The sequence below is a fragment of the Nocardia sp. NPDC059236 genome, from assembly GCF_042754085.1.
In the GTDB taxonomy this organism is placed as follows: Bacteria; Actinomycetota; Actinomycetes; order Mycobacteriales; family Mycobacteriaceae; genus Nocardia.
In genome coordinates, this window is sequence record NZ_JBHZAF010000037.1 from 1 (window position 1) to 24,624 (window position 24,624).

23 protein-coding genes are annotated in these 24,624 nt (G+C 62.7%); 15 read left to right on the forward strand and 8 right to left on the reverse strand.

Annotated elements, in window-relative coordinates:
• A partial coding sequence (locus ACFXIV_RS45535; protein WP_379403786.1) for a hypothetical protein occupies positions 1-1,029 on the reverse strand: 1,029 nt, incomplete at its 3' end.
• Positions 1,030-1,168: 139 nt separating this feature from the next.
• Here ACFXIV_RS45535 and ACFXIV_RS45540 point away from each other — a divergent pair.
• Complete coding sequence (locus tag ACFXIV_RS45540) at positions 1,169-1,303, forward strand: DUF1059 domain-containing protein (protein ID WP_379421468.1); 135 nt, start codon at positions 1,169-1,171, stop codon at positions 1,301-1,303.
• Positions 1,304-1,351: 48 nt separating this feature from the next.
• Here ACFXIV_RS45540 and ACFXIV_RS45545 read toward each other — a convergent pair whose 3' ends face one another.
• Positions 1,352-1,996 carry a TetR/AcrR family transcriptional regulator gene (locus ACFXIV_RS45545; protein WP_379403784.1) on the reverse strand — a complete coding sequence of 215 codons (645 nt, stop codon included), beginning with the start codon at positions 1,994-1,996 and terminating at the stop codon, positions 1,352-1,354.
• Between the two features lie 250 nt (positions 1,997-2,246).
• On the opposite strand from ACFXIV_RS45545, the gene ACFXIV_RS45550 reads away from it, so the two are divergent.
• The 10 genes from ACFXIV_RS45550 (at position 2,247) to ACFXIV_RS45595 (ending at position 13,850) form a co-directional block, all read left to right on the forward strand.
• Positions 2,247-2,885: a TetR/AcrR family transcriptional regulator gene (locus ACFXIV_RS45550; RefSeq protein ID WP_379403783.1), complete on the forward strand. Its 639-nt coding sequence runs from the start codon at positions 2,247-2,249 to the stop codon at positions 2,883-2,885.
• Positions 2,886-3,082: 197 nt separating this feature from the next.
• A complete protein-coding gene (locus tag ACFXIV_RS45555; RefSeq protein ID WP_379403782.1) occupies positions 3,083-3,868 on the forward strand; it encodes an enoyl-CoA hydratase/isomerase family protein in 786 nt (261 codons plus the stop codon).
• 96 nt (positions 3,869-3,964) lie between these two features.
• Complete coding sequence (locus ACFXIV_RS45560) at positions 3,965-5,137, forward strand: thiolase family protein (RefSeq protein WP_379403787.1); 1,173 nt, start codon at positions 3,965-3,967, stop codon at positions 5,135-5,137.
• A gap of 218 nt (positions 5,138-5,355) precedes the next feature.
• A complete protein-coding gene (locus ACFXIV_RS45565) occupies positions 5,356-6,123 on the forward strand; it encodes an SDR family NAD(P)-dependent oxidoreductase (RefSeq protein ID WP_379403781.1) in 768 nt (255 codons plus the stop codon).
• 40 nt (positions 6,124-6,163) lie between these two features.
• The gene (locus tag ACFXIV_RS45570) at positions 6,164-7,477 is read left to right on the forward strand and encodes an acyl-CoA dehydrogenase family protein (RefSeq protein ID WP_379403780.1); all 1,314 of its coding nucleotides are present in this window, start codon (positions 6,164-6,166) and stop codon (positions 7,475-7,477) included.
• Positions 7,478-7,482: 5 nt separating this feature from the next.
• Positions 7,483-8,532 (forward strand): phosphotransferase family protein, encoded by a 1,050-nt coding sequence (locus ACFXIV_RS45575; protein WP_379403779.1) that lies wholly within the window; start codon positions 7,483-7,485, stop codon positions 8,530-8,532.
• Positions 8,533-8,570: 38 nt separating this feature from the next.
• On the forward strand, positions 8,571-10,166 hold the full coding sequence (locus ACFXIV_RS45580; RefSeq protein ID WP_379403778.1) for an AMP-binding protein: 1,596 nt from the start codon (positions 8,571-8,573) through the stop codon (positions 10,164-10,166).
• A gap of 53 nt (positions 10,167-10,219) precedes the next feature.
• Positions 10,220-11,134 carry an alpha/beta hydrolase gene (locus tag ACFXIV_RS45585; protein ID WP_379403777.1) on the forward strand — a complete coding sequence of 305 codons (915 nt, stop codon included), beginning with the start codon at positions 10,220-10,222 and terminating at the stop codon, positions 11,132-11,134.
• An 18-nt stretch (positions 11,135-11,152) separates the two neighbouring features.
• On the forward strand, positions 11,153-12,970 hold the full coding sequence (locus tag ACFXIV_RS45590) for an AMP-binding protein (RefSeq protein WP_379403776.1): 1,818 nt from the start codon (positions 11,153-11,155) through the stop codon (positions 12,968-12,970).
• 4 nt (positions 12,971-12,974) lie between these two features.
• A complete protein-coding gene (locus ACFXIV_RS45595; RefSeq protein ID WP_379403775.1) occupies positions 12,975-13,850 on the forward strand; it encodes an alpha/beta fold hydrolase in 876 nt (291 codons plus the stop codon).
• A 217-nt stretch (positions 13,851-14,067) separates the two neighbouring features.
• Here ACFXIV_RS45595 and ACFXIV_RS45600 read toward each other — a convergent pair whose 3' ends face one another.
• Complete coding sequence (locus ACFXIV_RS45600) at positions 14,068-15,357, reverse strand: acyl-CoA dehydrogenase family protein (protein ID WP_379403774.1); 1,290 nt, start codon at positions 15,355-15,357, stop codon at positions 14,068-14,070.
• A 210-nt stretch (positions 15,358-15,567) separates the two neighbouring features.
• Between ACFXIV_RS45600 and ACFXIV_RS45605 the strand changes: the two genes are divergently transcribed.
• On the forward strand, positions 15,568-16,308 hold the full coding sequence (locus ACFXIV_RS45605) for a TetR/AcrR family transcriptional regulator (RefSeq protein WP_379421469.1): 741 nt from the start codon (positions 15,568-15,570) through the stop codon (positions 16,306-16,308).
• Positions 16,309-16,454: 146 nt separating this feature from the next.
• A complete protein-coding gene (locus ACFXIV_RS45610; RefSeq protein ID WP_379403772.1) occupies positions 16,455-16,865 on the forward strand; it encodes a nuclear transport factor 2 family protein in 411 nt (136 codons plus the stop codon).
• 95 nt (positions 16,866-16,960) lie between these two features.
• On the opposite strand, the gene ACFXIV_RS45615 is transcribed toward ACFXIV_RS45610, so the two are convergent.
• Both ACFXIV_RS45615 and ACFXIV_RS45620 read right to left on the reverse strand, forming a co-directional pair.
• Positions 16,961-17,632, reverse strand: a complete 672-nt coding sequence (locus ACFXIV_RS45615; protein ID WP_379403771.1) for a TetR/AcrR family transcriptional regulator — start codon at positions 17,630-17,632, stop codon at positions 16,961-16,963.
• Positions 17,619-19,091, reverse strand: coding sequence for an MFS transporter (locus ACFXIV_RS45620; protein ID WP_379403770.1), 1,473 nt, complete (start codon positions 19,089-19,091; stop codon positions 17,619-17,621). The genes ACFXIV_RS45615 and ACFXIV_RS45620 overlap by 14 nt, the downstream gene beginning before the upstream one ends.
• Positions 19,092-19,570: 479 nt before the next feature.
• Between ACFXIV_RS45620 and ACFXIV_RS45625 the strand changes: the two genes are divergently transcribed.
• Complete coding sequence (locus ACFXIV_RS45625; RefSeq protein WP_379403769.1) at positions 19,571-20,236, forward strand: TetR/AcrR family transcriptional regulator; 666 nt, start codon at positions 19,571-19,573, stop codon at positions 20,234-20,236.
• A gap of 265 nt (positions 20,237-20,501) precedes the next feature.
• Positions 20,502-21,128 carry a TetR/AcrR family transcriptional regulator gene (locus ACFXIV_RS45630; RefSeq protein ID WP_379403768.1) on the forward strand — a complete coding sequence of 209 codons (627 nt, stop codon included), beginning with the start codon at positions 20,502-20,504 and terminating at the stop codon, positions 21,126-21,128.
• Between the two features lie 92 nt (positions 21,129-21,220).
• Here the strand turns inward: ACFXIV_RS45630 and ACFXIV_RS45635 are convergent, their stop codons facing one another.
• The 3 genes from ACFXIV_RS45635 to ACFXIV_RS45645 form a co-directional block, all read right to left on the reverse strand.
• The gene (locus ACFXIV_RS45635; protein WP_379403767.1) at positions 21,221-22,180 is read right to left on the reverse strand and encodes an SDR family NAD(P)-dependent oxidoreductase; all 960 of its coding nucleotides are present in this window, start codon (positions 22,178-22,180) and stop codon (positions 21,221-21,223) included.
• A gap of 91 nt (positions 22,181-22,271) precedes the next feature.
• On the reverse strand, positions 22,272-23,477 hold the full coding sequence (locus ACFXIV_RS45640; protein ID WP_379403766.1) for a cytochrome P450: 1,206 nt from the start codon (positions 23,475-23,477) through the stop codon (positions 22,272-22,274).
• 507 nt (positions 23,478-23,984) lie between these two features.
• Positions 23,985-24,620 (reverse strand): TetR/AcrR family transcriptional regulator, encoded by a 636-nt coding sequence (locus ACFXIV_RS45645; protein ID WP_379403765.1) that lies wholly within the window; start codon positions 24,618-24,620, stop codon positions 23,985-23,987.
• Between the last annotated feature and the right edge of the window lie 4 nt (positions 24,621-24,624).

Sequence of the window (24,624 nt, forward strand, 5' to 3'; positions counted from 1 at the left end):
TACCCCGCAAGCATTCCGGCAGCAATGGTCACCGACCGAGTTCGAGCAACGGCTACAACTCGCATAGCCGGTGGACCGCCATCGGGGCCCAGTCAATGCGATGAGGTCGCCTGCCTTGAGTTGGACTCCGTGGAATTCGCGGTCCTCGGTGACGGTGCGGAACATGTTGTTGATGAAGTAGCGGCGACCGTACTCGGTGATGATGCGTTCGAGCGAGTCGAGGTTGTTGCGGACGTACTCGCGCTTGTCGGGATTCTGCGCGAGATGGATGACGATGAAGCTCAGGTGCATGGCGACGGAGTCGATTCCGCCCATGGTGAGCATCTGGGCGATGTTGTAGATCTCTTCCCGTGTCAGTGGGCGGTCGCCCATCTGACCCTTGGTGATCTGGGTGAGACCGTCATCGCGAGGGTTCTCGATCCGATCATCGACCTGAGCCCGGACGTACGTCGCGATCTGTCCGGCGATTCTGATCTTCTCCTCGACGACGCTTGTGCTTACGTACGTGTGGAGCCAATCGTTGATCATGATCCCGTCTTCGACGGGCAGGCCCATGATGTTGAGGAAGACCGCGAGCGGGAACTTGAGCGCGAGGTCGCTGATGAAGTCGCAGTGCCCCTTTTCCTGGAAACCCTCGATCAGGTCGACGGCCAATGCGCGCGCTGGTGGCTCGATCTCGCGCAGCGCCTTGTTCGACACCATGGCCAGGAACGCTTTGCGGTAGGCAGCGTGTTCCGGGTCGTCGGATTCGAGGGGGAGAAACCGGTCGCCGACGTGTTTAGGGGCGGTGACGTCTTGGCTGGACCATGCGGTTGCGTCGCGCTGAATCGCGGCGATGTCTTCGGGACGTGTGGCGATCCAGTGCCCGCCGCTGTGCGGGGTGTACAGCAGAGGCTCTTTGAGGGCGGCTCCGAGGTTCCGCTTCCAGGACGTTTGGGGGTCGTCGTTGCCGCCCTCCAGGTCGTACAGGTTGAAGTCGACGACGAGCTCGCGCGGAACGTGCGCAGGGATGGTATCGAGGTTGATCATATTCGGCATCCTGGTCGGTCTTGATTGTGGCGGGCGTAACAGTGGTGGTTAGCATTGAAGCATGTTCCGAACGTTCGATCCAGTAGTGGGGAGATAGAAAATGGAGACTCGGCTGGGATGCCCCTGCGGAGAGACCATCGTGGGTGAGGATTCCGACGATCTGGTACGGCGCGCCCTCGACCACTTGGGTCGGCGTCACCCCGGTCGCAGCTACGACCGCGAGGAGATCCTCCTGATGGCCCGGTGGCAGCGCGAGAATGCGGACTACCTGTGACCTCGGTCAGGTAGTCGGCCCGCGATCGACGACGGCGGTTCCTCGTAACTACGCCGACGGTCTTGTCGGCGCCTCGGCGCCGACAAGAGCACGGGCAAGATCACGATGGCGTGCGACGAGTTCGGGCACGGCGATCGAGCTGTCAGCGTCGTACCAACGAGGGATGGCGTTGCACATTGCGATGATTGCTCGTCGCGCATCATCGGGGTACGGGGTGGTGAACGTGCCGGTCGCAATCCCGGCATTGATGATCGTCGACAGGAGCCTTCGCGACTCGCCATGCGCCTCGTCGAGCTTGGTGATCATCTCGGGACTGAGATTGCGAGTCTCGTTCAGCAGTAGGCTCTCGAGAGAATGTCGCGCTCTGTACTCGACCACTGCCCCGACGAACGCATCAAGCTGGGCTACCGGGTCGTCTGTGGCTTCCGCCATCGCGGCCGAGATGATCTTCAGATGGCCGCGCAGCGCCTCGTCGATCACGGCAAAGAGTACGTCCTGCTTGCTTGGATAGAACCAGTAAAATGTCGAGAGGCTGACATCGGCCCCGTCGGCAAGTTCGCGAATCGAGACTCCGTGGAATCCGCGCTCAGCGAACGCGCGCGTCGCCGCCTCGGTAATCAGGACGGCGCCCATGCCCTTGGGGCGATAGCGATGGTTGGACCGCCGGCTTCGCGCGGTGGGCGACTCCGGCATGATCCGGCCTCCTCGATCGTGGTCAGTCCAGTGTCGCAGAGGTATGGCGGCACACCCCTGCGGGATCGCCACCGAGCCTCGGGCCGTGCTCCGGGAACCGCGATGACGTGCTACCTGTGCGGGCGATGGGAACATTCCACCGCATCTGCGTTGACAGGGAGCCTATCTTCTAAAATGCTTGTTTTTATCGAACGTTCAGATTCGCCGTCGCCGACGCAGCAGGCTGCAGGCTGAAGTCTAGGGAGCCGACATGACACAAGGGAACCACTCCAGGACCGCAGGCGCACTGCCGCGGGTCCGGGGCGATGGTGGGGCGGTGATTACAGAGGTCGCGAAGGTGGCTTTTTCGGAGCTCGGCTACCACGGAGTGTCGATCCGTGACATCGCCAAGCGCTCGGAGATGAGCCTCTCGGCGCTGTACTACTACTACTCGAACAAGCACGACCTGTTGAAGTCGATCCTCAGCGATGGGATCGAGGACTATCGGCGGATCCTTGATCGGCGCCTCGGAGCTGCCGGAGAGGGCCCTGTTGCCCAGTTCGACGCGCTCACGTCGGGCCTGATCGAATACCGGGCGACGCATCAGATCGAGAGTAGATTGATGCTCACCGAGCTGCGATACCTCGAGCCGTGGGCTCAGGACGAGTTGACGAAGCCGCAGCGGGATGCCACGAAGAAGATGGCATCGGTGATTGAAGAAGGTCGTGCGGCGGGGGTGTTCGACACGCCCTATCCGGACGAGGCCAGGCGGGCAGTGTGGGCGATGTGCAACTCCATCGCTCAGTGGTATGACCCGCAAGGGCGGCTCCCGTTGGACGAGATCGTGACGCGGAGCCTGTATCTGGCGCACACTCTCGTCGGGTACCGCGACAGCGTCGACGCGGTCTGATCGGCCGGTTGATTCGAGGGGGCGTCGAGCGTCCCCATGGTCGCTCCGGCGTCGGTCGCGGTAGATCGGTCATCTGCCGGCGACGGGGCGGCTTGACCAATGAAGCGGTGCTGCCTATATTTAACGAACGTTCGAGACAAAGTGCCGATTTGGTGACCTGGGTCTCCAAGTCCCACAGTGGAGTGGAGGAAATGAGCATGCCCTCGTTCGAGGACTATTTCGATCGTCATGAGTTCGTACAGATGACGCGCGCGAAGAACGGCGTACTCGAAGTTGTCCTGCATACCGATGGTGGTTCGCTCAGGTGGGGCACGGCCGCTCACCGCTGCCTAACGCGCGCATTCCGGGATATCGCACTGGATCGGGGCAACTCTGCGGTGCTTCTGACCGGGTCCGGTGAAGAGTTCCTCGGGCCGCGGGCCAGCGAGCCGGACGGGAAGACTGCCGGTCCCGATCGCAACGCAACCTACTGGGAGCGTGAGGCGTTCAGTGACGGCCGCGAGATGGTGAATGCCATTCTCGACATTCCGGTGCCGGTGATCTGCGCGGTCAACGGACCGGTCCGCCGGCACTGCGAGACTGCTCTCCTGTCGGACGTGATCATTGCGTCCGAGACTGCCTCGTTCGAAGACTCGGCGCACTTTCACCTGCAGAACCTTGTGCCTGGTGACGGCATCCATGTCGTCTCCACGATGTTGATGGGAGTCAACCGAGCCCGGGCATTCATGTACACCGGCAGCGTGATCGATGCTGCCGAGGCATTGCGACTCGGGCTGGTCGCCGAGGTCCTCCCAGCGGCTGACGTTCTGCCGAGGGCTAGGGAGATTGCCGATCAGATTGCCGCGAAACCGGACATCACACGTCGATTCACCCGGGCGCTGCTGGTTCAGCCGATTCGCAAGCAGATGGTCGACCTGCTCGGAATGGGCTTCGCCTACGAGGGCCTCGCTGCCATGGGGCGCAACGACCCTCCGGAGTCATAACGAATGGCGCTGGGCGGTGCGGCCCGGCCGACGGCGCCGCGTCGAAGCGTATGCACGACCGAACTCAAACAGGAATTGCAGAAGAAAGGCCTTGGAATGCGCGATGCAGTAATCGTCGACGCTGTTCGGACTCCGGTTGGAAAGCGGAACGGCGCCTTGCGCGAGTGGCATCCGGTTGACCTCTCGGCGCATGTTCTCAAGGCGTTGGTCGATCGGAATTCGCTCGACCCGGTCCTCATCGAGGACGTCGTCTGGGGATGTGTGACCACCGCTGGTGAGCAGTCGGGCAATGTCGGGCGGTTCGCGGCGCTGGCCGCGGGTTGGCCCGAAAGCATCCCGGGTACCGTTGTGGACCGGGCGTGCGGGTCTTCTCAGCAGGCGGTCGACTTCGCTGCCGCGAGCGTCATCGCCGGCACCTACGACCTTGTTGTCGCAGGCGGGGTCGAGTCGATGACCCGAGTTCCGATGGGATCCAACAAGAACAACGGACCAGGCGTACCGTATGGCCCGTCGATCACGTCCCGATACGGTCAGCCACGATTCAGCCAGGGCGTCGGCGCAGAAATGATGGCCGAGAAATGGGCGCTGTCTCGCACCGCACTCGACGAGTTCGCGCTCGAGTCGCATGCACGGGCTGCCGCCGCAACCGAGAGCGGTGCGTTCACCGGCCAGATTGCTCCGATCGAGGGCCTCGACGCGGACGGCAACCCCTTCGAGATGCTTCACGACCAGGGTATTCGCACTAACTCGTCACTCGAGGCTCTTGGCCGGCTCAAGCCTGCGTTCGCCGAGGACGGCGTCATTACTGCGGGCAATTCCTCCCAGATCTCCGACGGTGCCGCGGCCCTGCTCATCACCACCTCCGAGAAGGCTGCGGAGTTGGGCCTGCGCCCGATTGCTCGCTATCACGCTGGTGCCCTCGCCGCCGTAAATCCCATTCTGATGCTGTCCGCACCGATCCCGGCTACCGAGAAAGTGCTGCGTAAGACTGGCCTCGGTGTGGGTGATATCGACGCGTTCGAGGTGAACGAGGCGTTCGCCAGTGTCCCCGCCGCTTGGCTCAGTGAGACAGGGGTCGATCCGGCGCGTCTCAACCCTCTCGGCGGTGCTATCGCGCTTGGGCATCCACTCGGCGGCTCCGGCGCCCGGTTGATGACCACCCTGGTGCACCACCTCAGGGACAACGGGCTCCGGTACGGGCTGCAGACGATGTGCGAGGCGGGCGGAATGGCGAACGCGACCATCATCGAGAATCTGGAGCGAGCGTGAACGGCGTGTGCGTGGCCGTCGGAACGACCACCGTCGATCATCCGCAACCCGACCTTGCTGGATTTGGTGTTTCCGCAGGATGGGGATTGTCTGCGGACGACTTTCGCGAACTTTCGGTGATCGGCACGAGTTATTATTCTAGCGATCGTTCGAGAACCTGGTTGCCGAATGAACGCGGTGCGGATTTGTACGAGTCGATCAGGAAGATGGGATAACCTATGGCGCCGCAACAAGACTTCAACCTTGAAGGCAAGGTCGCACTGGTCACCGGCGGTAGCCGGGGACTGGGGCGCGAGATCGTGTTCGGGTTCGCTGAAGCCGGGGCCGATGTGGTGATCGCCAGCAGGAACCTGGATTCCTGCGAAAAGACCGCGGCAGAGGTGCGAGAGCGGACGGGGCGTCGAGCGCTTCCGCTGCAGTGTCATGTCGGGGACTGGGACAGCCTGCCGGATGCCCTGTCGAAGACTCTCGATGAGTTCGGTCGACTGGACATACTGGTGAACAACGCTGGCCTCTCTCCCCTGTACGACTCTCTCGAGTCGGTCACCGAGGCGCTTTTCGACAAGGTCCTCGACGTGAATCTGAAGGGAGCATTCCGGCTCTCGGCAATCGTCGGCGCCTACATGCGAGATGGCGACGGCGGCTCGATCATCAACGTCAGCTCTGTAGCGGCCGAGCGGCCTACGCCGGTAGAGCTTCCGTACGCCGCCGCGAAGGCGGGGCTCAATATCATCACGAAAGGCTTCGCGCAGGCGTACGGGCCGAAGGTGCGCGTCAACGCGATCATGGCTGGACCGTTCCTGACCGACGTAAGCCGACACTGGAACATGGAGAAGGCCGCGAAGAACCTGGAGCGTTACCCGCTCCGGCGTGCCGGCTCCCCCGAGGAAATCGTCGGCGCTGCTCTCTACTTGGCAAGCCCGATGTCGTCGTACACGACGGGGGCGATCTTGGCCGTCGACGGCGGCCGCACCTCTATCGGCTGAATTTCCCCTTCGACAACGACCTGAGATGGAAGGCATGAGTGTGAGTTGGCAGTTCGAGACGGATCCCGAGTTCCAGAAGACTCTCGACTGGATCGACGAATTCGTCACCAGTGAGATCGAACCGGTAGACAGGGTCATCACTCATGCCTGGGACATGTCGGATCCTTTGCGGCAGAAGCTGATTCCGCCTCTGCAGCAGATTGTCAAGGAACGCGGCCTTTGGGCCACGCACCTGACGCCGGAACTGGGTGGCGCCGGGTTCGGGCAGGTGAAGCTGAGCCTGATCAACGAGATCCTGGGGCGCACGCACAGCGGCCCGATCGTGTTCGGGACGCAGGCCCCGGACTCCGGGAACTCAGAGATCCTGGCCCACTTCGGGACGCCGGAGTTGAAGAAGCGCTATCTCGAGCCGCTCATCGCGAACGAGATCGTCTCCTGTTTCACGATGACCGAACCCCAGGGCGGATCGAACCCGACCGAGTTCAGGACCACCGCCAAACTGGTCGGCGACGAGTGGGTCATCAACGGCGAGAAGTGGTTTGCCTCGAACCAGCGCTTCGCAGATTTCTACATCATCATGGCTGTCACGGACCCGGACGAGGCGCCGCACCGGCGACTGTCGATGTTCGTTGTCCCGAAGGACACCCCAGGCATCACGATCGTCCGGAACACCGGTGTGTGGGGCCATGACTACGCAGAGGGCACCCACGCTTACGCGCGGTGGGAGGACGTGCGTATCCCGAGCGATCACATCCTTGGCGGCGTGGGCGACGGCTTCCTCGTCGCTCAAACCCGGCTCGGCGGCGGTCGTATCCACCATGCGATGCGCACTGTCGGCAAGGCGACCAAGGCCCTCGAGATGTCGCTCGAGCGCGCCGTGTCACGGCAGACCCGCGGCCGGCGGCTGGGTGATCAGCAGTTCGTTCAGGGCATGCTCGCCGACTCGTGGATCCAGCTGGAGCAATTCCGCTTGTTGGTGCTCCGGACCGCCTGGCGTATCGACAAGGAGAACGACTACAAGAAGGTCATCAAGGATATTGCCGCAGTCAAGATCGCGCTGCCGAAAGTCCTGCACGACATCACGTCCCGAGCAATCCAGATCCATGGATCGCTCGGGGTGTCGAAGGAATTGGTATTCGGCAAGTGGCTCCTGGAGAGTTACCACCACGGACTGGCCGACGGTGCCACAGAAGTCCACAAGGTGGGCCTGGCCCGGCAATTGATGCGCAATGTCGAGCCCTCGGTTGAGCTATTCCCGTCTTATCATCTTCCGCGTTTGCGGGAGGAGGCCGAAGCCAAGTTCGCGCGTGAGCTGGCAGAAGTCCGAGCGGCCACCTCGCTGGAGCAGGAGTAGTGACAGTGCCGGCGCTGGGATCAGAGTCGAGGGTCGACTGGACGGCCCTGACGCCGTGGCTGGACACCCACGGCGTTGGTCAAGGGCCGATCGAGGATGTGCGGGCGCTCGGGGGCGGGACCCAGAACATCCTCGTGCGGTTCAGGAGGTCGGACACTTCGTACGTCCTTCGCTGCCCGGCTCCAGGTGCCGGGTCCCGCGCGAGCGCGGGCATGCGTCGGGAGTCGGCGCTGCTCGCGGCGCTGGGCGAGACAGAGGTGCCTCACGCCCGGCTGGTCGCCTGCTGCGACAGCGAGGATGTACTCGGCCATTCGTTCTACATCGCACTGGCGGTGGAGGGCTTCAGCCCTCGATTGTCGGTCTCGGACGCATTGGCTGACGATCTGGAGGGGCAGCGAAGGCTGGGGCTGGCGATGGTCGATGCGCTGATCACCCTGCGCCATGTCGATCCGGTCGCGTGCGGGCTGGTTCGTGACGGGCGAGCACCAACAGGCGTTCGGGGGCAGTTCGATCGCCTGCGGGCGGTATTCGCCGAGTACAGATCGGTAAAAGGTTGGTCCTCGGCCGATCTCGACGGCATCGAGGTGCTGGCGGATCGACTCGAACAGACGATGCCCGTCGACCAGGAATTCTTGCTGACGCATGGAGATTTCCACATCGGCAACCTGATCTTCAATGAACGGGACTACCGCGTCGAGGCAATCATCGACTGGGAGCTCGCGCGGGTCGGTGATCCTCTTCTGGATCTGGGGCAGATGTTGTGCACTTGGCCGACCCCGCCCGACCCTCGGTTCGTTGGGACGGCGCGGCCGATGCCAGGGCTGCCCACCCGCGCCGAGATCGTGGCGCACTACCGGGAACGAACCTCGGCCGATCCGGACAGGATCGAGTGGTACCAGGCGTATGCGTGCTACCGCCTGGCGGTGATTCTGGAGGGTTCACATGTGCGGGCGATCCAGGGGAGCGGCGACATCGGGGTGGGTTTGAGCCTGCATGGCAAGGCACAGGCATTCGTGGAGCAGGGAAACGCGATTACCGCCGGCTGGCGAAGCTGAGCAACCAGGACACGAGCGAAGGCAAGGACGCAAGAATCATGACAACCTCTCATCCGCCCGAATTGCTTCCATACCTGGTGGAAGGGGCGCTTGGCTTCTGGGAGATCGCCGACAAACTGCCCGACAAGGTCGCGATCGTGGCCGGCGATGGCACGACGCTCACCTTCGGCGCACTGCGGCGCTGGTCGGACTCGATCGCCAACGAGCTGATCCGCCTGGGATACGGACCCGGCGACACCGTCGCGAGCATGTTCCCGAATGTCCCTGCCTCGCTCGCAGTGCAACTGGCCACCTCGCAGCTCGGCATCGTCCTGACACCGATCAACTGGCACCAAACGGCCACTGAGGTGGAGTACATCGTCCGGGACAGCGGTTCGACCGCGCTGTTCACAGATTCCGAACTCGCCGATCTCGCGCTCGAGGTCGTCCATCGGATCCCGATAGACGCCGACCGGCGCTTCGCGGCCGGTCGCGGTTTGGCAGGTTTCCGCAGCCTGACCGACCTTCCTGACAGCGGACCTATCGATGCCAGCCGTCGCGTCATGGGGCAGTCGATGTACTACACATCCGGCACAACAGGCAAGCCCAAGGGAGTGGTGCGGCCGACTTCGTCGAAGGCGCCAGAAGATGTTCTCGCACTGCGGCATCCGCTGATGGCGCGCCGGATGGGCTGGCCCGCTGAACCCGGCGTCCATTTGGTGACGGCTCCGCTTTACCACTCAGGGCCGAACAACTATGCCTACAGCGCCCTCCAGCGCGGGTATCGGGTCGTTCTGATGCAGAAATGGGATGCGGAGGAGTGTCTGCAAACCATCGAGTCACACGGTGTGACCTCTTCGTTCATGGTGCCCACCATGTTTCACCGGTTGCTTGCTCTGCCGGAGGACGTACGCGGCCAGTACGACATCTCCTCGCTGAACTTTGTTGTGCACGCCGCGGCTCCGTGCCCACCGCATGAGAAGCGAGCGATGCTCGACTGGTGGGGACCCGTTATCTACGAGTTCTATTCCTCGACCGAGGGCGGCGGCACCTCCGTCTGGCCAAAGGACTGGATCGAGCATCCCGGGACCGTGGGAAAGGCTTGGGAAGGCGTCGACGTCAAAATCTTCGACGACAACGGGAGGGAGCTGCCACCGGGGGAGGTCGGAATGGTCTTCTTCAGAAACCCGGAACGGTTCCAGTACCACAACGCCCCCGAGAAGACTGCCGCGGCCCAGCACGGTGAGTATTTCACCGCGGGGGACATGGGGTATCTCGATGAGGCCGGCTGGCTCTTCCTCTCGGACCGACGGTCCGACCTGATTATCTCTGGAGGGGTCAACATCTACCCCGCCGAAATCGAGGCCGTTCTGCTCGAGCATCCCGCGGTGTGCGACGCGGCAGTTATCGGATTGCCTGACGAGGTATGGGGAAGCCGGGTCCATGCGGTGATCTCTCCCGCTGAAGGCGTGATCCCCGGGCCTCAGCTCCTGTCTGATCTGAAAGCCCTTTGGGTGGACAGGCTGGCGTCGTTCAAGCAGCCGCGATCCATCGAGTTTCGGACTCTGACCCGTACCGACACGGGCAAGCTCAACCGCTCCGCGCTGCGCGCGGCGGTACTGGCAGAGCAGGCCGACGGAGCTCCGCAGGGCTGACTGCGGGCGTACGCCAAGAACCCATCAACCACCTGATCCGCATAGGAGCCGATATGGTCAGTCCGCAGGCCGAGGCCATCAACGAACGACTGTTCGCTTACCGCACCAAGCTTGTCGAGCGTGGGTGGGTTCCCACGCTGGCGGACCTTCGTAGGCGATCCCTGTCGAATGCTGCACTGGCTACCGAGCCCACCGGAGTCCGCACGACCGAGGTCGAAGCCGGAACCGCGTCGGCACTTCTGCATGAGCCCGAGACCAGTGGCGTCGGATGGGTCTACATGCATTGCCACGGGGGCGGATTGGTGACAGGTGCCGCCGCAGGATGGTCACGCCTGCTGGGGCACCTGGCCGTCAGGTCCGGCTGGCCAGTGCTGAACCTCGATTACCGCCTCGCACCCGAGAACCCGTACCCCGCCGGTCTCGAGGACGCCATGGCGGCGTTCCGGTGGCTCGAGTCGCAGGGCTACCCGGCCGATCAGATCGTGGTAGGGGGCGACAGTGCCGGGTCCTCGCTCGCTCTCGGTACCGTGCAGGCACTCCGCGACGAGGGTATCCGCGCCGGTGGCTGCGTCCTGCTCTCGCCGTGCGTCGATTTCACGCTCACCAACCCTTCCATCAAGGCGAGGGCCGACGTAGATAAAGCCTCCACGCCCGAAATGCTGGATCTGACGTGCAATCTGTACGTCGGCGACCGGGACCCCTTCGACCCGCGAATCTCGCCAGGTCTGGCATCGATGGCTGACCTCCCGCCGCTCCACATCGAGGTGAGTCAACAGGACATTCTGTTCGACGACGCCACCAAGCTCGCGGACCGCGCCTATCACGCGGGCGTGAACGTCGACCTGACGATGTGGGATGACCTGCCGCACGTGCATCAGCTCTATGTCGGCAACATGCCGGAGGCCGATGAGTCGATCGGAATGGTCGCCGCGTGGTTGGGCCGCCAGAAAGCGGCGAAGGAGGACTGACGTGCGACACCGGCTCGGTTGCTCGAAGCGATCCTCGACGTCCTCGCGAGCCTCGGCATCGTGACCGTGAAAGGGCCTGTCGAGGGCGCTTCGTGGATCCCGGAGCGCTTCGATCCGACAAACCTTGCCCCGAACCGAGCCCTCCAGGTCGCTTCTGGCCCGGCCGCTCTGTTCAGTGATCCAAAATATGCCCGAGAAAGGCCGACCATGACCGTTGACAACCTCAGTGCTCTCACGGCACCGCAGATTCTGTCCTATCACGCCTCGCGAAGGGCTGATCACGTCTTCTGCGACTTCTCGGGTGACAAGTGGACATATGGCAAGCTGCACGAAGCTGTGAATCGTGCAGCCAACGGCTTCAAGGCTCTCGGTGTCGAGCGCGGGCAGCGGGTCGCCTACATGCTCGACAATCATGCGGACACCATGATCGTCTGGCTTGGCCTGATGCGGCTGGGCGCGATCGTCGTACCCATCAACACCGCGTACAAAGGCGAGTTTCTTCGTCATCAGATCGCTGACAGCCAGACGGAGATAGTCGTCGCCGAGTCGGGGTATGTCGATCGGGTCGCCACTGTCGCGGGCGGAGCCCCGTTCGTCCGCACCGTGATTGTGCGTGGCGATGTGGTGCCAGCGGGTGATCTGACGGTATACAGCCTCGACGAGGTCAAGTCCGGCAGCAACGAGGCAGTGGACGACTCGGACATCACTCCCGCTACGACCGCAATGTTGATGTACACGTCGGGGACCACGGGGCCGTCCAAGGGCTGTGTCGTAAGCCATGGTTACATCACGACCTGCGGCAGGTCCATGATCCGCTGCTACGAACTGCGTGAGGATGACATCCTCTGGATTTCGGCGCCCATGTACTACTTCGGCTGCCTGGGATCCGCCGTCACGCCGACGTTGATCACTGGATCGACCGTGTCGATAGCGCCGAAGTTCTCATTGAGCGACTTCTGGCCCGCGATCGAGCGAAGCAAGGCAACGATCGCGATGTTGATCAGCACCATGGTCACGCTGGTCGCGCACGCGCCGGACACCGACGTCTCGATCAGGTGCAAGGGACAGTTGCGAATGATCCAGGGCGCACCGTTGGGCGCCGAGGAGCAGCAGCTGTTCAAAGACAGGTTCGGCGTTCCACACTCGGGACCCGCGGGCTTCGGCATCACAGAAGCGTCCATCGTGACCCAGAACCGGATCGCCGAGCCGTCGCCGGCTAACAGCTCCGGAAGGCGCTTCGAAGTCTTCGACCTCAAAATCGTCGACGAGAACGGCAACGAATGCCCGGCGGGCGTGCCGGGCCTGGTCTTCGTCAAGCCGACTCAACCGCACGCGATGATGGATGGCTATTGGAACAATCCAGAGGCCACGAGCCGGGCGATCCAGGATGGCTGGTTCAACACCGGAGATATCGGGAAGTTGGACGAAAATGGCTATTTCTTCTTCGTCGACCGGGCTAAGGACTACCTGCGAAAGGGCGGCGAGAACATCTCGAGCTTCGAGATGGAGAGCGCGTTCCTTCAGCATTCGGCGGTCCGTGAGATCGCGGTGCACGCGGTCGTCTCGGAGCTTTCCGAGGACGAGATCAAGGCAACCATCGTTCTGCACGACGGCGCTTCCCTGACGGAGTACGAGCTTTGTAGGTGGTCGATGGACCATGTTCCTGCCTATGCTGTGCCGCGCTTCATCGAGTTCCGTGATGAGTTGCCGAAGAACATGGTCGGTCGGGTCTTGAAGTTCCAGCTCCGCGATGAGGGGCGGACGGCGACGACCTGGGACCGTCAAGAGACAGATCTGGCAGCGACGCGCCGGTCGGCGCCGGTGAAGAAGGGATAGAAACATGGTGATTCACGACCAGCTCACCTTTGCCGGACGAGACGTCACTCTGGCCGCAGACCGCTGGAGTCCGCCGGCCGATCACCAACAGCTCGGTACCGTACTGCTTCTTCACGGGGGCGGGCAGACACGCCACTCGTGGAAGCGCACGGCAGAGCGGCTCGCTGAACATGGCTGGACTGCCATTGCACTGGACGCGAGGGGCCACGGCGACAGCTCCTGGGCGCCCGATTCGGACTACACCCCGGATGCCCTGGTCGCTGACCTGCGCGCAGTGATCGACACACTCGGCGAGCGCCCGGTATTGGTCGGTGCCTCGCTGGGCGGCATTACGGCACTCCTGGCGCAGGGCGAGGATCCGGACCTGGCCTCCGGACTCGTTCTTGTCGACGTCACACCTCGCATCGAGGCCGAGGGACGTGATGAAATCGCTGCATTCATGCGTTCTGGCAGCAAGGGATTCGCCTCGTTGGAAGAGGCGGCGGAAGCGGTCATGGCCTACACCCCGAACCGGAAGCGCCCACCGCGGCCGGAGGGCATGCGGAAGAACCTCCGCATGCGCAACGGGCGCTGGTATTGGCATTGGGATCCAAAGTTCCTCGACACCCGGACAGAGCAGCTCACGCCCGAGACGATTTCTGCGCGAACCCGGCGGGCGATGGACGCAGCTGCCGCCCTGAAAGTTCCAGCACTGCTCGTGCGCGCCGGCGGATCGCGGATCGTGAGCCCAGAGAGTGCTCAGGAGCTGCTGGCTGTGATCCCGCACGCCCGCTTCGTCAACGTAACCGGGGCTGGTCACATGGTGGCCGGAGACGACAACGATCTCTTCGCGCGAGAGATGCTGGACTTCCTCGAGGAGTGCACGCGGGCGCGCGGTTGATCCCACCCTCCGCGATCCGACGGAGTCGGATCACAACGGCGCATCACTGGCAATAAAAGAAGAGGCCCAGGCAGCGACTGCCTGGGCCTCTTCCTTTTCCGGTGACGTCTTCCGGTGACGTCGCAGATCGCCCGGATGAGCACGGGACATGAACCTCGACAGACGAACGAGCCCGGGCAGAACCTGCATGCCCGGGCTCGTTTATCGCAGCGATCTGTTATCCGCCCCTGCGGACATCGCGGAACGCACGGCCGGTCTCGACCGACGGCTCTTTGGGGAGCCCAAGCATCTTCTCGCCCACGATGTTGCGCTGGATCTGGTCGGTCCCGCCGGCAATCGACTGCGCCGGGGTCGACACCAGGACTTCGGCGATGACGCCACTCATGAGGCTCTCGGGGCCGGACAGCATGCAGTGGGTGCCGGCAACAAGGGAATGCACCGCGGCTGCCTGCCTGGCAATCTGGCTGTTGGCCAGCTTCCCCAGCGAGCCTTCGGCGCTGGGCCGCGCTCCGCGCTTGAGCGCAATCCGCGCGCGCTCGGCTGTCCAGGCGCTAGCCCGGTGCAGGGAGAGGAGTTTAGCGATCTCCTGGCGGACGATCGGGTCCTGATCCCGGCCGAGACTGCGGGCGAGTTCCAGGACGAGATCGACGCGGCCGGCCCGCTGCGGATACCACTTGTAGGTCTCGGCATGCCGCTGGGCCTCGCGCTTCGCCTCGTCGATGGCTTTCCCGCTGCGGTCGGTGAAGTCGGCATGGCGCATCGCGCCGAATCGACGCTCGTACTGCAGCGTCGTGAGCGCGACCGACCAGCCACCGTTCACCTCGCCGACGACGTACTCGGCTGGGATCCTGGCCTCGGAGAGGAAAACTTCGTTGAATGAGGAATGCCCGTTCATCTGCAGTAGTGGACGCACCTCGACCCCGGGCTGTCGCATCGGGAGCGCGAAGTAGGTGAGGCCCTGATGTTTCGGCACCGATGTGTCGGTGCGCGCCAACAACAGCCCGAAGTCTGCGTGGTCTGCACTCGTGTTCCATACCTTTTGTCCAGAGATCACCCATTCGTCCCCGTCCAGGCGAGCCGAAGTGACCAGGCCGGCGAGATCGGATCCCGCACCTGGCTCACTGAATAGCTGACACCACGTTTCCTCACCGGTAAGGATCGGGCGGAGGAAACGTTTGCGGAGGGCATTCGAGCCGTGGGCCAGGATCGTTGGAGCAGCGAGACCTGTACCGGCCCCAAGGGGGTTCCCCACGGCCCCCGCGGCCTCGATCTCCTCGGCGACGACTGCGTCGGCCCACCGGGGCAGGCCTCGGCCGAGCCATTCACGTGGCCACGATGGAACCGCCCAGCCCTCGTCGATCAGCAGCCGCCGCCAGTCGACCAACGACATGTCCGAGTCCCACTTCTTCGCAAGCCAAGCGCGGATCTCCGCCCTCAGTGCGTCGGCGCGAGTGTCCTGTTGTTCGTCTGTGTTCGCCCCAGCTAGCAATTCGCCTTCTCTGCTCACGACGCCAGCATAACTAAACTCGACATCAATGTCGATTTGCGGTCGTTGTGACAATGAAACTGGCGCAGAGCCTCCCCACGCGGTTCGCCATCCGTGACGGACTGGTCTCGACCGACGTGATGCGTACGCGAAATCCCCGGGGTTCGCATGCCGCTAGTCTGCAGGGGCGATGCGTGTTCGATCGCGGATGACAGACATGGAGGGTGCCCGATGGAAGCCAGTCCTCGAGAACAGTTGCCACGTGGGCCGCGCTCCGGGGAGTCGGACAAGGGTGAGGCGAGGTCGAACGTTACCCGCGGAGGATGGGTTCCGACCGGCACTGCAGCGAGTCGCCGCACTGCGCATGAGGCGCGCGGTACCGACCGCGGCAAGAACACCAGATCCGCGATCCTTGCAGCTGCTCGGGCCCTTTTCGAGGAGCACGGTTACGTGGACGTCAGCATCGAGGACATTGTCACCCGGCTCGGTGTGTCCCGCGGGACCTTCTACACCTACTTCTCCACGAAGAGCGACGTGTTCAGGGAACTTTCCTCGCAGGTGCGTGAAGAGATCGACACAGCCGTCTCGGCTCGCCGAGAAGGTGGGAACGTCGGGGTGATCGGAGCGCTGACGAACTCGAATCGCCGGTACATCGAGGTGTACAAGGCCAATGCGCGGATGTACGGGCTGATCGAGCAAGTTGCCACGATGGATCCCGAGGTGCATCGGCAGCGTCTGGAGAGTCGGCGGGCAAATGTCGAGCGTGTGGCGTCCACGATCACACGGTGGCAAAGGCGCGGCCTCGCGGACCTCTCGATCGACCCGCTGACGACAGCATCGGTGCTGGTCTCGCTCACCTCCAACTCGTGTTACTGGTGGTTTGTCGGTGGCGACGAGGCCGGCTGCCCTGACGATCCCGTTGTTGCCATCACCGATATCTGGGTTCGAGCAACGGGTCTTCGGGATCGGTAGCGCTGAGGTGCGACAAGGACTGTCGGCCCCCCTTGCGCAAGACTCGACATACTTGTCGAATATCGCTACGGTGTGTTTGCTTGACCCGACAGTGCTGTTCTGGTCGTCGGGATCGACGCAGTCCGACTGTTGAGGAGAGCAGAACCATGCCGGAAGGTGAATACGACGCGCGAGAGCTGGCCAACAAGGAGATCGTCGAGCGGTTCCTGCAGGCCATGACCCAGGGCGATGCCGAAGGGGTCAACGCGTGCATGAGTGAGGACAGCAGTTACTGGATCGGCGCGATCAATCTGCCGGAGACGTTGCCCGGATCGGACTTTGCCAGGCGATTGCGAAAATTCTTCAAGCTGTCGGCTGATGGAAAGATCGATATCAAGCCAGTCGCGTTCACCATCGACGGCGATCGCCTTGCAGTTGAGGCTGAGAGCGTGGCGACCCTGAAGAAGGGCGGGGTGTACCGAAATGTCTACCACTTCGTGTTCTTGTGTCGGGACGGCAAGATCATCGAGCTGCGCGAGTACTTGGACATCAATGCCACCGACATTCTGTTCAGGTAGCGTTCCAATGGTGGCAGAGCCGCCGGCCGCGTATCAGAACTGCCGTTGAACGATACGCAACTCACCTGGTTTCGTTGCCGGTGACACCGTGCCGGTTACTCGGCCGACCGGCTTGCGGCACCGGTCTCCGTGCTCTCTCCGCGCGAATGCCAGCGGCTCCGGGCCTGCGCCGCGAGCTGTTCATCGAGTGGCGCCTCGGCGAGTTCCTCTGCGCCAGGCCGCATTCCGGCGAGACACAGCGCCAGATGCCGCTTCCACGCATTGTCGGCGACCCCCCAGGTTGTTTCGATCACGCCGCGAATCGCCCAGAACTGGATCTCGAGATCGGTGTCGGTGAGATCCTGACGGATGCGGCCCGCCGCTTTGCCCGCGATAAGCAGTTCGGTCACGATGCGCCAATACTCGGCCTTCAGCTCCTGGGTCTCTTCGTCATTCCACAATCGCGGCAGACAGCCGCGCTGTGATGCGACGACCTCGCCCGTCCCGTAGAGCAACTGTTCCAGCCCGCGGCCGTCGGTGCGGCCGCGGGCTGCGTTCGCGATGGCCAGCAAATCGTTCAACACCTTGCGGACCAGCGCACTGATCAGCGCGTCCTTGGTGGGAAACCGGCGGTAGAGCGTGCCCATCCCGACGCCGGCGACGCGTGCGATTTCCTCGACGCTCGCGTCCATCCCATGCTCGGTGAAAACCTGCTCGGCCGCATCCAGAAGCCGCTGACGGTTCTGCGCGGCATCGCGGCGCAGAACCTTGGGCTCATTCAGATTCATCGCCCACAACGGTACCGCCCGCGACCAGCGCCAACTCGCCGTGGGCGAGCTCAGCCGGATCCTCGAGCTGTGAGTCCTGGTTCCGTCTGACTGCGGGGATGAACAATGCGGCGAAGGCGCCCAATGCAACTGCGATGCCGAGCATGACGAACCCGTTGGTGTATCCGGATTCCTTCGGCAGCCCTGAGGGTGCGGCCCCGATGGTGACGATACTGGCCATGAAAGCGGCGCCGAGCGAACCGCCGATAGTCCGAATATTGGCGTTCATCCCGCTGGCGACACCGGTCTGCGCCGGAGATACCGCGGCGACAACAACATTGGACATGGCCGAGAAGGCGACACCGAAGCCGATACCGACGATCGCCATCGCGATATAGATGTCGACCTCGAATTCGTGCAGGAACGCCAGCATGAAGTAGCCCACCGCGCCGATCAGCGAGCCCGCGAACAGGACGTTCTTGGAACCGAAGCGGGCCGCCAGCGGCCCGGAGGCCAAGCCCAGCAAGAACATTCCGACGGTCATGGGAAGCAGCATCAGGCCAGACTGGGTCACCGAAGCGCCGAAGCCGTAACCGGCCGACTTCGGGGTCTGCAAGAACTGGGGCAGAAAGCCGAAGTTCGCGTACATACCGACACCCATCAACAGCGCCACCAGGTTCGCCGCCCACACCGTACGAATCCGCATCATCTTCATGTCGATCAGGGGATTGGACGAGCGTGCCTCGGCGATCACCCACGTGACCACGATGATCAACGCGGCCACCAGCAGGCCGAGCACCTTGGACGAGCCCCAGCCCCAGCCCGGCGCCTCACTCACGGCCAACAGCAGCGTGACCAGCCAACCGGACAACAACAGTGCGGTGCCCCAGTTCACCTTGCCCTCATTGCGGTTTTCCGATTCCGGGATCAGGAAGAAGGCGGCCACCGCGCCGATGATGATCATGACGAGCGGGATCCAGAACAGCCAGTGGTAGCTGAGAACGTCGACGATGGGGCCGGCGAACACGATGCCCAGTCCGGCGCCCACTGCGGTCAAGGCGGCAATGATGCCGACGGCGCCGGGAACTTTCTCCCTGGGGAACTCGTCGCGAATGATCCCGAATGCCAAGGGCAGCACACCACCACCGACACCCTGGATGGCCCGCGCCACGATCATCAAGGACAGGCTCGTAGCGAGCGCCGCGAGCAGCGAGCCCGCCCCGAGCGCGACGAGCGCGATCACGAATAGTCGCTTCTTACCGTGCATGTCGCCGAGGCGGCCCATGATCGGGGTGAAGATCGACGCCGACAATAAGTAGGCCGTCAGGACCCAGGTGATATTGGTCTGGCTGGTACCCAGTGCATCCTGGATGGTCGGCAGTACCGGCATCACCAGCGACTGCAACAGCGCGTAGGCGCCCACACCCAGAGCGAGAACTGCGAACGTCACCTGAAAGTGCGCTCGACGGGCGGTTTCCATTGATGACTCCTCGTCAAACCGGAGGATCGACTCCGGATAAGCAAAAAAATAACACCGTAAGCGGAGCGCTCGCTCCGCATAGGAGATGGATCACACGGCTATGTCAGGAGGTCTCGATCGCCCGTGACATGGCGGCGGGGCGCGGGATTCATCGGGGAAGCCGGGCTGGGTAATGCGAGCATCGCCACCGGAACTCGAACGATCGTTAAATTGATGGTTATCATAGAGCCGGTCAAGGCGTCCGGCGGCCTTCCGTGGTCGAGACGAACCAGTGAGGCAACCCGCTCTCCGCGCGTCCGGGCTCCGCCTGTCGCGGGGCAGGGCAACGTCGAGAATCGCGGGGCCGGATCCGATCTACGCAAACGGCAGGAAAAGGTGAACAACCAGCTGAAGTGTTCTTGCCAGCTCGGTCATGCCGTCCAGGTACGCCGACTGGACCCGAACGACGTGACATCACCCGGCGGGATGGAGGCCGACCGATGACGTCGGCGGGTCGAAAGGCTGGCCGACCGACCGCCGCTCGGCTACGAGCCCGCGGCGACGGCCGCACCTTGATCGCCTCGACCGCCCTGAAAGCCTTCTCCGAGTACGGATTCCACCGTGTGTCCATCCGTGACATCGCCCGAGACGCGGACGTGAGCCTCTCGACTCTTTATCACTACTATCCCAGCAAGCAGGAACTCCTATATGCGCTGCTCCGGAACGGGATAGACGAGAATCGCCGAATCTGTGGCGCAGCGCTCGGAGCGGCTGGCGATGATCCCTTGGCTCGGTTCGATGCGCTGGTGGGCGCGACGATCGAGTACCTCGCGTATCACAGGATCGAGAGCAACCTGATGCGCAACGAGCTTCGCAATCTCGATACCGAGCTGCAGGACAAGCTGAGCCTGCCGCAGGAGGATGCTTCGGCGGTGATGACCGAAATCATCACCGCCGGAATGGAAACCGGCATCTTCGCCACCCCGTACCCCGACGACGCGAGACGCTCGGTGTTCTCGATGTGCAGCTCGATAACCAGCTGGTACGACCCGGACGGACCGGTCCCGCTCGAAGATCTCATCGTCCGATACCAGTGTCTCGCACGGACTCTCGTCAGTTACCGCCCACCGGTAGCTTCACAGGAAAGCCTTGATCGGAACAGCTGATATGTCGAAGGTTGCGGAGCCCCGGATCATGTCCGTGACCCACGTCTCAAATGTTCGAACGATCGTTAAGGTAGTCTATCGATGACTGATCGCCAGGGCGGCTGTACCGCGATCGACAAGCCCGGTGACACCGGGTTCCGGCGAATCTTGGTCCGCGCAGACTCGTTGACCGTGCCTGGGAAGTGATGGTTGTCGTCCCGTCCCGTCGCGAGAGGACCAGCCGACAACCATCCAAGCCGTTTGAGTGTGAGAGCGGAGGCCGATCATGGTGTCGGTAAGAATCTACGACCGCACGATGCGCGCGGTTCAGCGACAGCAAGCGCGGCAACACACTCTTGCTGCGGCCACGAAGGTGTTCGTGACGCGCGGCTATCACGCGTCCACCATGGACGAAATCGCTCAAAACGCCGGGTACAGCAAACCCGCTCTGTACAGCCAGTTTTCGAGCAAGCTCGAGCTGTATCTCGCGGTGCTGCAGGATAACGCCGACACACTGACCAAGAGCGTGCAGCGTGCGCTGCACGCCTCTGCTGTCAACCAGTGTCGACTACGCGGCGTGGTGCAGGCGTTTTTCGACTTCGTGGACAACGAGACGCAAGGCTTCCGGCTGGTGTTCAATTCCGACCTGGTTTCCGAACCATCGGTGCAGTGGCACGTCGGAAGGGCCCACGACGCTTGCGTAAGTGCGGTCTGCGAGATAGTCACACACAACTCCGAACTGAACGCCCACCAAGCCCGCATACTCGCAGTGGGGATGGTAGGCGCCAGCCAGTTCGCGGCGCGATACTGGCTCGAAACCGGGCGGGCCGTTCCGAAGACGGAAGCTGTCGCCGCGGTGATCGCTCTATGCTGGGGTGGATTGTCCCAGGTACCGCTTCATCCTCGCGATTGAAATCCGGCGCCTCACGCAGGCACCATGCGATGGTTGCCGGGTGGATGGGGCCCCATCCACCCGATCCGTTGCCTACCTATACCGGGTGACGGCTACCGCGGCGCAAGCGGTGGCCAGGCCTCGGTATCGAGGTACCGCAGTCCATCCGGAATCGTTCCGTCGACGTCGGTGAAGCCATATTCCTTTGCGGCCCCCGGCACCGAGATCACTGTGCCGGACTTGGCCTTGACGTTCGGGTCCGACGCAAGTGCCGCGATAGCGCGGCCGGTGAAGGTCGGCGATTGGGTCAAGGCCATCAGCTCGCCGTCGGGAATCCGCGCCAGGTCCTCCTCGCCGCCGGGGACTCTCTCCCAGTGCAGCCGAAGAATGCTGCGCATCGTGGCCGGGTCATGATCCATAGCGTTGCCCGTGACTTCGGTGCGGACGACTCCAGGCCACAGTGTCAGGATGGACACCGGGTAATCCTCGAGTTCCTGGGCCATCAGGGCCACCATTCGCTCGTCGGCCGCCTTGCCCATCCCGTACAGGGTGGAGACGACGTAGACGTAATTACCAGGCGACCCGATATCCACGATCAGGCCCGACCGATCGAGCAGCAATGGCATCGCTTTCCGCGTAGCGACATAGTGCGCGCGGACCCCCAGCGTGAACGCCGCTTCCCAGCCGTCTTCGACGGGCGTTTCCCAGAAGGGAGCGCCGCCGGGCATCTTGGGCCCGGCAGTCGTCAGAATGCCGGGAGCCGAATACACAGAGTTGACGAGTACGTCGAGTCCGCCCTCGTCGGCCTTGATTCGCTCGATGACCGCGTCGACCTGAGCGTCGTCGGTGTGATCGCATAGCAGGGCGATACCCTTGCCGCCGGCTGCGGTGACCTCGTCGGCGGTCTGCCGGGCTGTTCCGGGGAGGTTACCGGCAGCGCCCGAGGCGCGGGCCGTCACGTAGACCGTCGCACCGGCTTCGCCGAGTCCGATAGCGGCACCCTTGCCTACACCGCGACTTGCACCGGTAACGAGAGCGACCTTGCCTGCCAGCGGTTTTGCAGATTGAACCATCTTCTTGCCTTTCCTATCCAGTTTATGGCGACTGGTGATTTTCGTGAGTGGTGAGGACGGCTGGTACCGGATTCGGGGGTATTTCTAAGGGTTATGCGGTAGCCCATTGCAAGGACAGTTGATCGACCGCATTGGTCGCGGAGGCATGCATTCGCAGCGGCACGTCCGGATGGATGTGGAAATCCGGAATCCGTCGCAACCACTCTTGGAGGAAGATCTCCACCTCGAGTCGCGCCAGTCCAGAGCCTGGGCAAGCGTGCGGTCCGGTACCGAAGGTCAGGTGCGGTTTGCCGGAAGGTCGAGTGAAGTCGATTTCACCTGGGTTGGGGAACAGATCCCCGTCGAAGTTATAGGTGGAAGCAGAGATCAGGACCATGTCTCCGGCCTTCATCGTGACCCCGGAATGTTCGAAATCGTTCGCCAGCTTTCGCATCAAGTTCGCGATCGGGAACCGGCGAGCGAACTCGGCGACAATCGGGCCCAGGTTGTCGAGATGGGCCGTCACATAGTGCCGCTGACCCGGATTGCGGGCCAGATACTGGGCAATGAAACTGATATGCATCGCGACCGAATCGAGACCCGCGAGTGCCAAGAGCGTTCCCGTGCTCACCATCTCGTCGAATGTGTAGGGCTGTCCGTCGATGGTTGCCCTGGTGATCGAAGTAATGCCGTCATCCTTCGGCTCTGCGATGCGCTGCTGGAGCCAGCCGGCGATGTAGGTCGCCATATCGACGGACGCCTCGTGCTTCACCCCGGGGTCGGGGTCACGCGCGAACAGATCGACGTAGTGGTTGAGCCGCTCTCCATCCTCGATGGGCAAGCCCATCAGCTGAAGGAATACGATGATCGGAAGTTTGAGCGCGAAGTCCGAAATGAAATCACATCCGCCCTGTGGGTGCAGACCATCGACGAGCTCGACCGTCAGCGCTCGAATGCCCGGTTCCAACTCTTTCAACGCCTTGGCGGACATCAACGGTATGATGTTCCGGCGATAGACACCGTGATTCGGCGGATCGGCTTCCAAGGGAATCATCCTTGGCCCCTCACGCTCGGGCAGTGTGATGGAGTGGCTGGAGAAGTTCTTGTTGTCGCGCTGAAACTGCATGACGTCGGCAGCATTGGTGGCTACCCAATATCCGCCGTGATAAGGCGAGTAGACGAACGGCCCTCTGCCCAATTCGCTGAATACCCGCCAGGCCAACTGCGGGTCGTCCTCACTGCTCGGCAAGGCATAGAAATCGAGGTCGACGACGAGGTCGGTCGGAACATGCGATGGGACTTCATCCAGTTTGGTCATTTTCGATCCTTGGTAGGCTCGGGTAATCACTTCGGACGTTCGTTCGTGGACTGAGCATGTCTCATGCCCGGGGGCGCATGTTTCGTCAATGTGCTCACGTTCTAGATGAGTCAGATTTGGTAGCCCAACCGGTCGCGTGTCGAAGCTCCTGTTGCATTGCAGATTTCCGGTCCGCCGGCAGCAACCAACTCGGTGTCCGGGACTGAGCCGACTCCGATGGCGAGGGCGGTTTGCCCTAAGTGATCAAATCTGCAATGTGCGGCTGCGTGACTCCAATCACTGCTAATCGAACGATCGTTAGAATATGCGTTGATGCCTTCACTCGTCAAGCGTCAGGCCTTGTCGGTGGCAAAGAGCTCAGGGGACGTGCAACGCCGGGGTGACCGGGGGCGGCGCGCCGCCCCCGGCGCGCGCCAAGATGCCCGGCGTCTGTGTCGAATCCACAGTAGAAATATAGCTAAAAGGCATCAAAGGTCGTATTGTGCGACGGTCTTCGGTGTGATACGACTAGCTCTTCGGGCTGTAGCCCAGCAGTTCATGGCAGAGGAATTGGTACCTGGTGACGAGTTCATCGAGGCTGACTGACGTATTCGGGTCGTACCATCCCGCAATCGAATTGCAGATCGCCAGCACACTATGCCGGGCGTCATTGGGATCGGGAATGGTGAAGACCCCCGCCTCGACACCGTCGACAATGATTTCCTCGAGGACATCCCTGGCCTCGTCCCACGGCTTCAGAAGCTCATCTAGCGATTCCGGATCAAGGTTGCGCATTTCGGTGGCAATGAGATCGCTCTCCACCCGGTGGTGGACGCGGTATTCGATCGTGGAACGAATGAGTGCATCCAGTTTGGCGACAGGCTGGTTGTCGGCGGCGCGCAGTGCGGCATGGAAACCGTTCGTGAAGTCAACAGTACTTTGTTTGAGCAGCGCATAGAGCAGGTGCTGCTTGCTCGGGTGATAGTAGTAGAGCGCAGCCAGGCTCAAGTTCGCCATCTTGGCAATATCCCGAATCGACACCCCGTGGTACCCGTTCTCGGCAAACGCTTTTCGCGCAATCGAGGTCAGGAGTAGGCCGGTGTCCTCCCCGCCGTCGCCGAACTTCGCCCGACCGTTCTTCCTGCCGGTCGATGTCCTCGTCATGCAA

What these genes read in the sequence shown, in the direction of transcription:
- ACFXIV_RS45645 (WP_379403765.1), bottom strand. Translation starts at nt 24,620, where the DNA reads ATGACGAGGACATCGACCGGCAGGAAGAACGGTCGGGCGAAGTTCGGC.
- ACFXIV_RS45630 (WP_379403768.1), top strand. Translation starts at nt 20,502, where the DNA reads ATGGTGTCGGTAAGAATCTACGACCGCACGATGCGCGCGGTTCAGCGA.
- ACFXIV_RS45635 (WP_379403767.1), bottom strand. Translation starts at nt 22,180, where the DNA reads ATGGTTCAATCTGCAAAACCGCTGGCAGGCAAGGTCGCTCTCGTTACC.
- ACFXIV_RS45550 (WP_379403783.1), top strand. Translation starts at nt 2,247, where the DNA reads ATGACACAAGGGAACCACTCCAGGACCGCAGGCGCACTGCCGCGGGTC.
- ACFXIV_RS45545 (WP_379403784.1), bottom strand. Translation starts at nt 1,996, where the DNA reads ATGCCGGAGTCGCCCACCGCGCGAAGCCGGCGGTCCAACCATCGCTAT.
- ACFXIV_RS45605 (WP_379421469.1), top strand. Translation starts at nt 15,568, where the DNA reads ATGGAAGCCAGTCCTCGAGAACAGTTGCCACGTGGGCCGCGCTCCGGG.
- ACFXIV_RS45610 (WP_379403772.1), top strand. Translation starts at nt 16,455, where the DNA reads ATGCCGGAAGGTGAATACGACGCGCGAGAGCTGGCCAACAAGGAGATC.
- ACFXIV_RS45625 (WP_379403769.1), top strand. Translation starts at nt 19,571, where the DNA reads ATGACGTCGGCGGGTCGAAAGGCTGGCCGACCGACCGCCGCTCGGCTA.
- ACFXIV_RS45585 (WP_379403777.1), top strand. Translation starts at nt 10,220, where the DNA reads ATGGTCAGTCCGCAGGCCGAGGCCATCAACGAACGACTGTTCGCTTAC.
- ACFXIV_RS45565 (WP_379403781.1), top strand. Translation starts at nt 5,356, where the DNA reads ATGGCGCCGCAACAAGACTTCAACCTTGAAGGCAAGGTCGCACTGGTC.
- ACFXIV_RS45580 (WP_379403778.1), top strand. Translation starts at nt 8,571, where the DNA reads ATGACAACCTCTCATCCGCCCGAATTGCTTCCATACCTGGTGGAAGGG.
- ACFXIV_RS45640 (WP_379403766.1), bottom strand. Translation starts at nt 23,477, where the DNA reads ATGACCAAACTGGATGAAGTCCCATCGCATGTTCCGACCGACCTCGTC.
- ACFXIV_RS45595 (WP_379403775.1), top strand. Translation starts at nt 12,975, where the DNA reads ATGGTGATTCACGACCAGCTCACCTTTGCCGGACGAGACGTCACTCTG.
- ACFXIV_RS45615 (WP_379403771.1), bottom strand. Translation starts at nt 17,632, where the DNA reads ATGAATCTGAATGAGCCCAAGGTTCTGCGCCGCGATGCCGCGCAGAAC.
- ACFXIV_RS45620 (WP_379403770.1), bottom strand. Translation starts at nt 19,091, where the DNA reads ATGGAAACCGCCCGTCGAGCGCACTTTCAGGTGACGTTCGCAGTTCTC.
- ACFXIV_RS45555 (WP_379403782.1), top strand. Translation starts at nt 3,083, where the DNA reads ATGCCCTCGTTCGAGGACTATTTCGATCGTCATGAGTTCGTACAGATG.
- ACFXIV_RS45560 (WP_379403787.1), top strand. Translation starts at nt 3,965, where the DNA reads ATGCGCGATGCAGTAATCGTCGACGCTGTTCGGACTCCGGTTGGAAAG.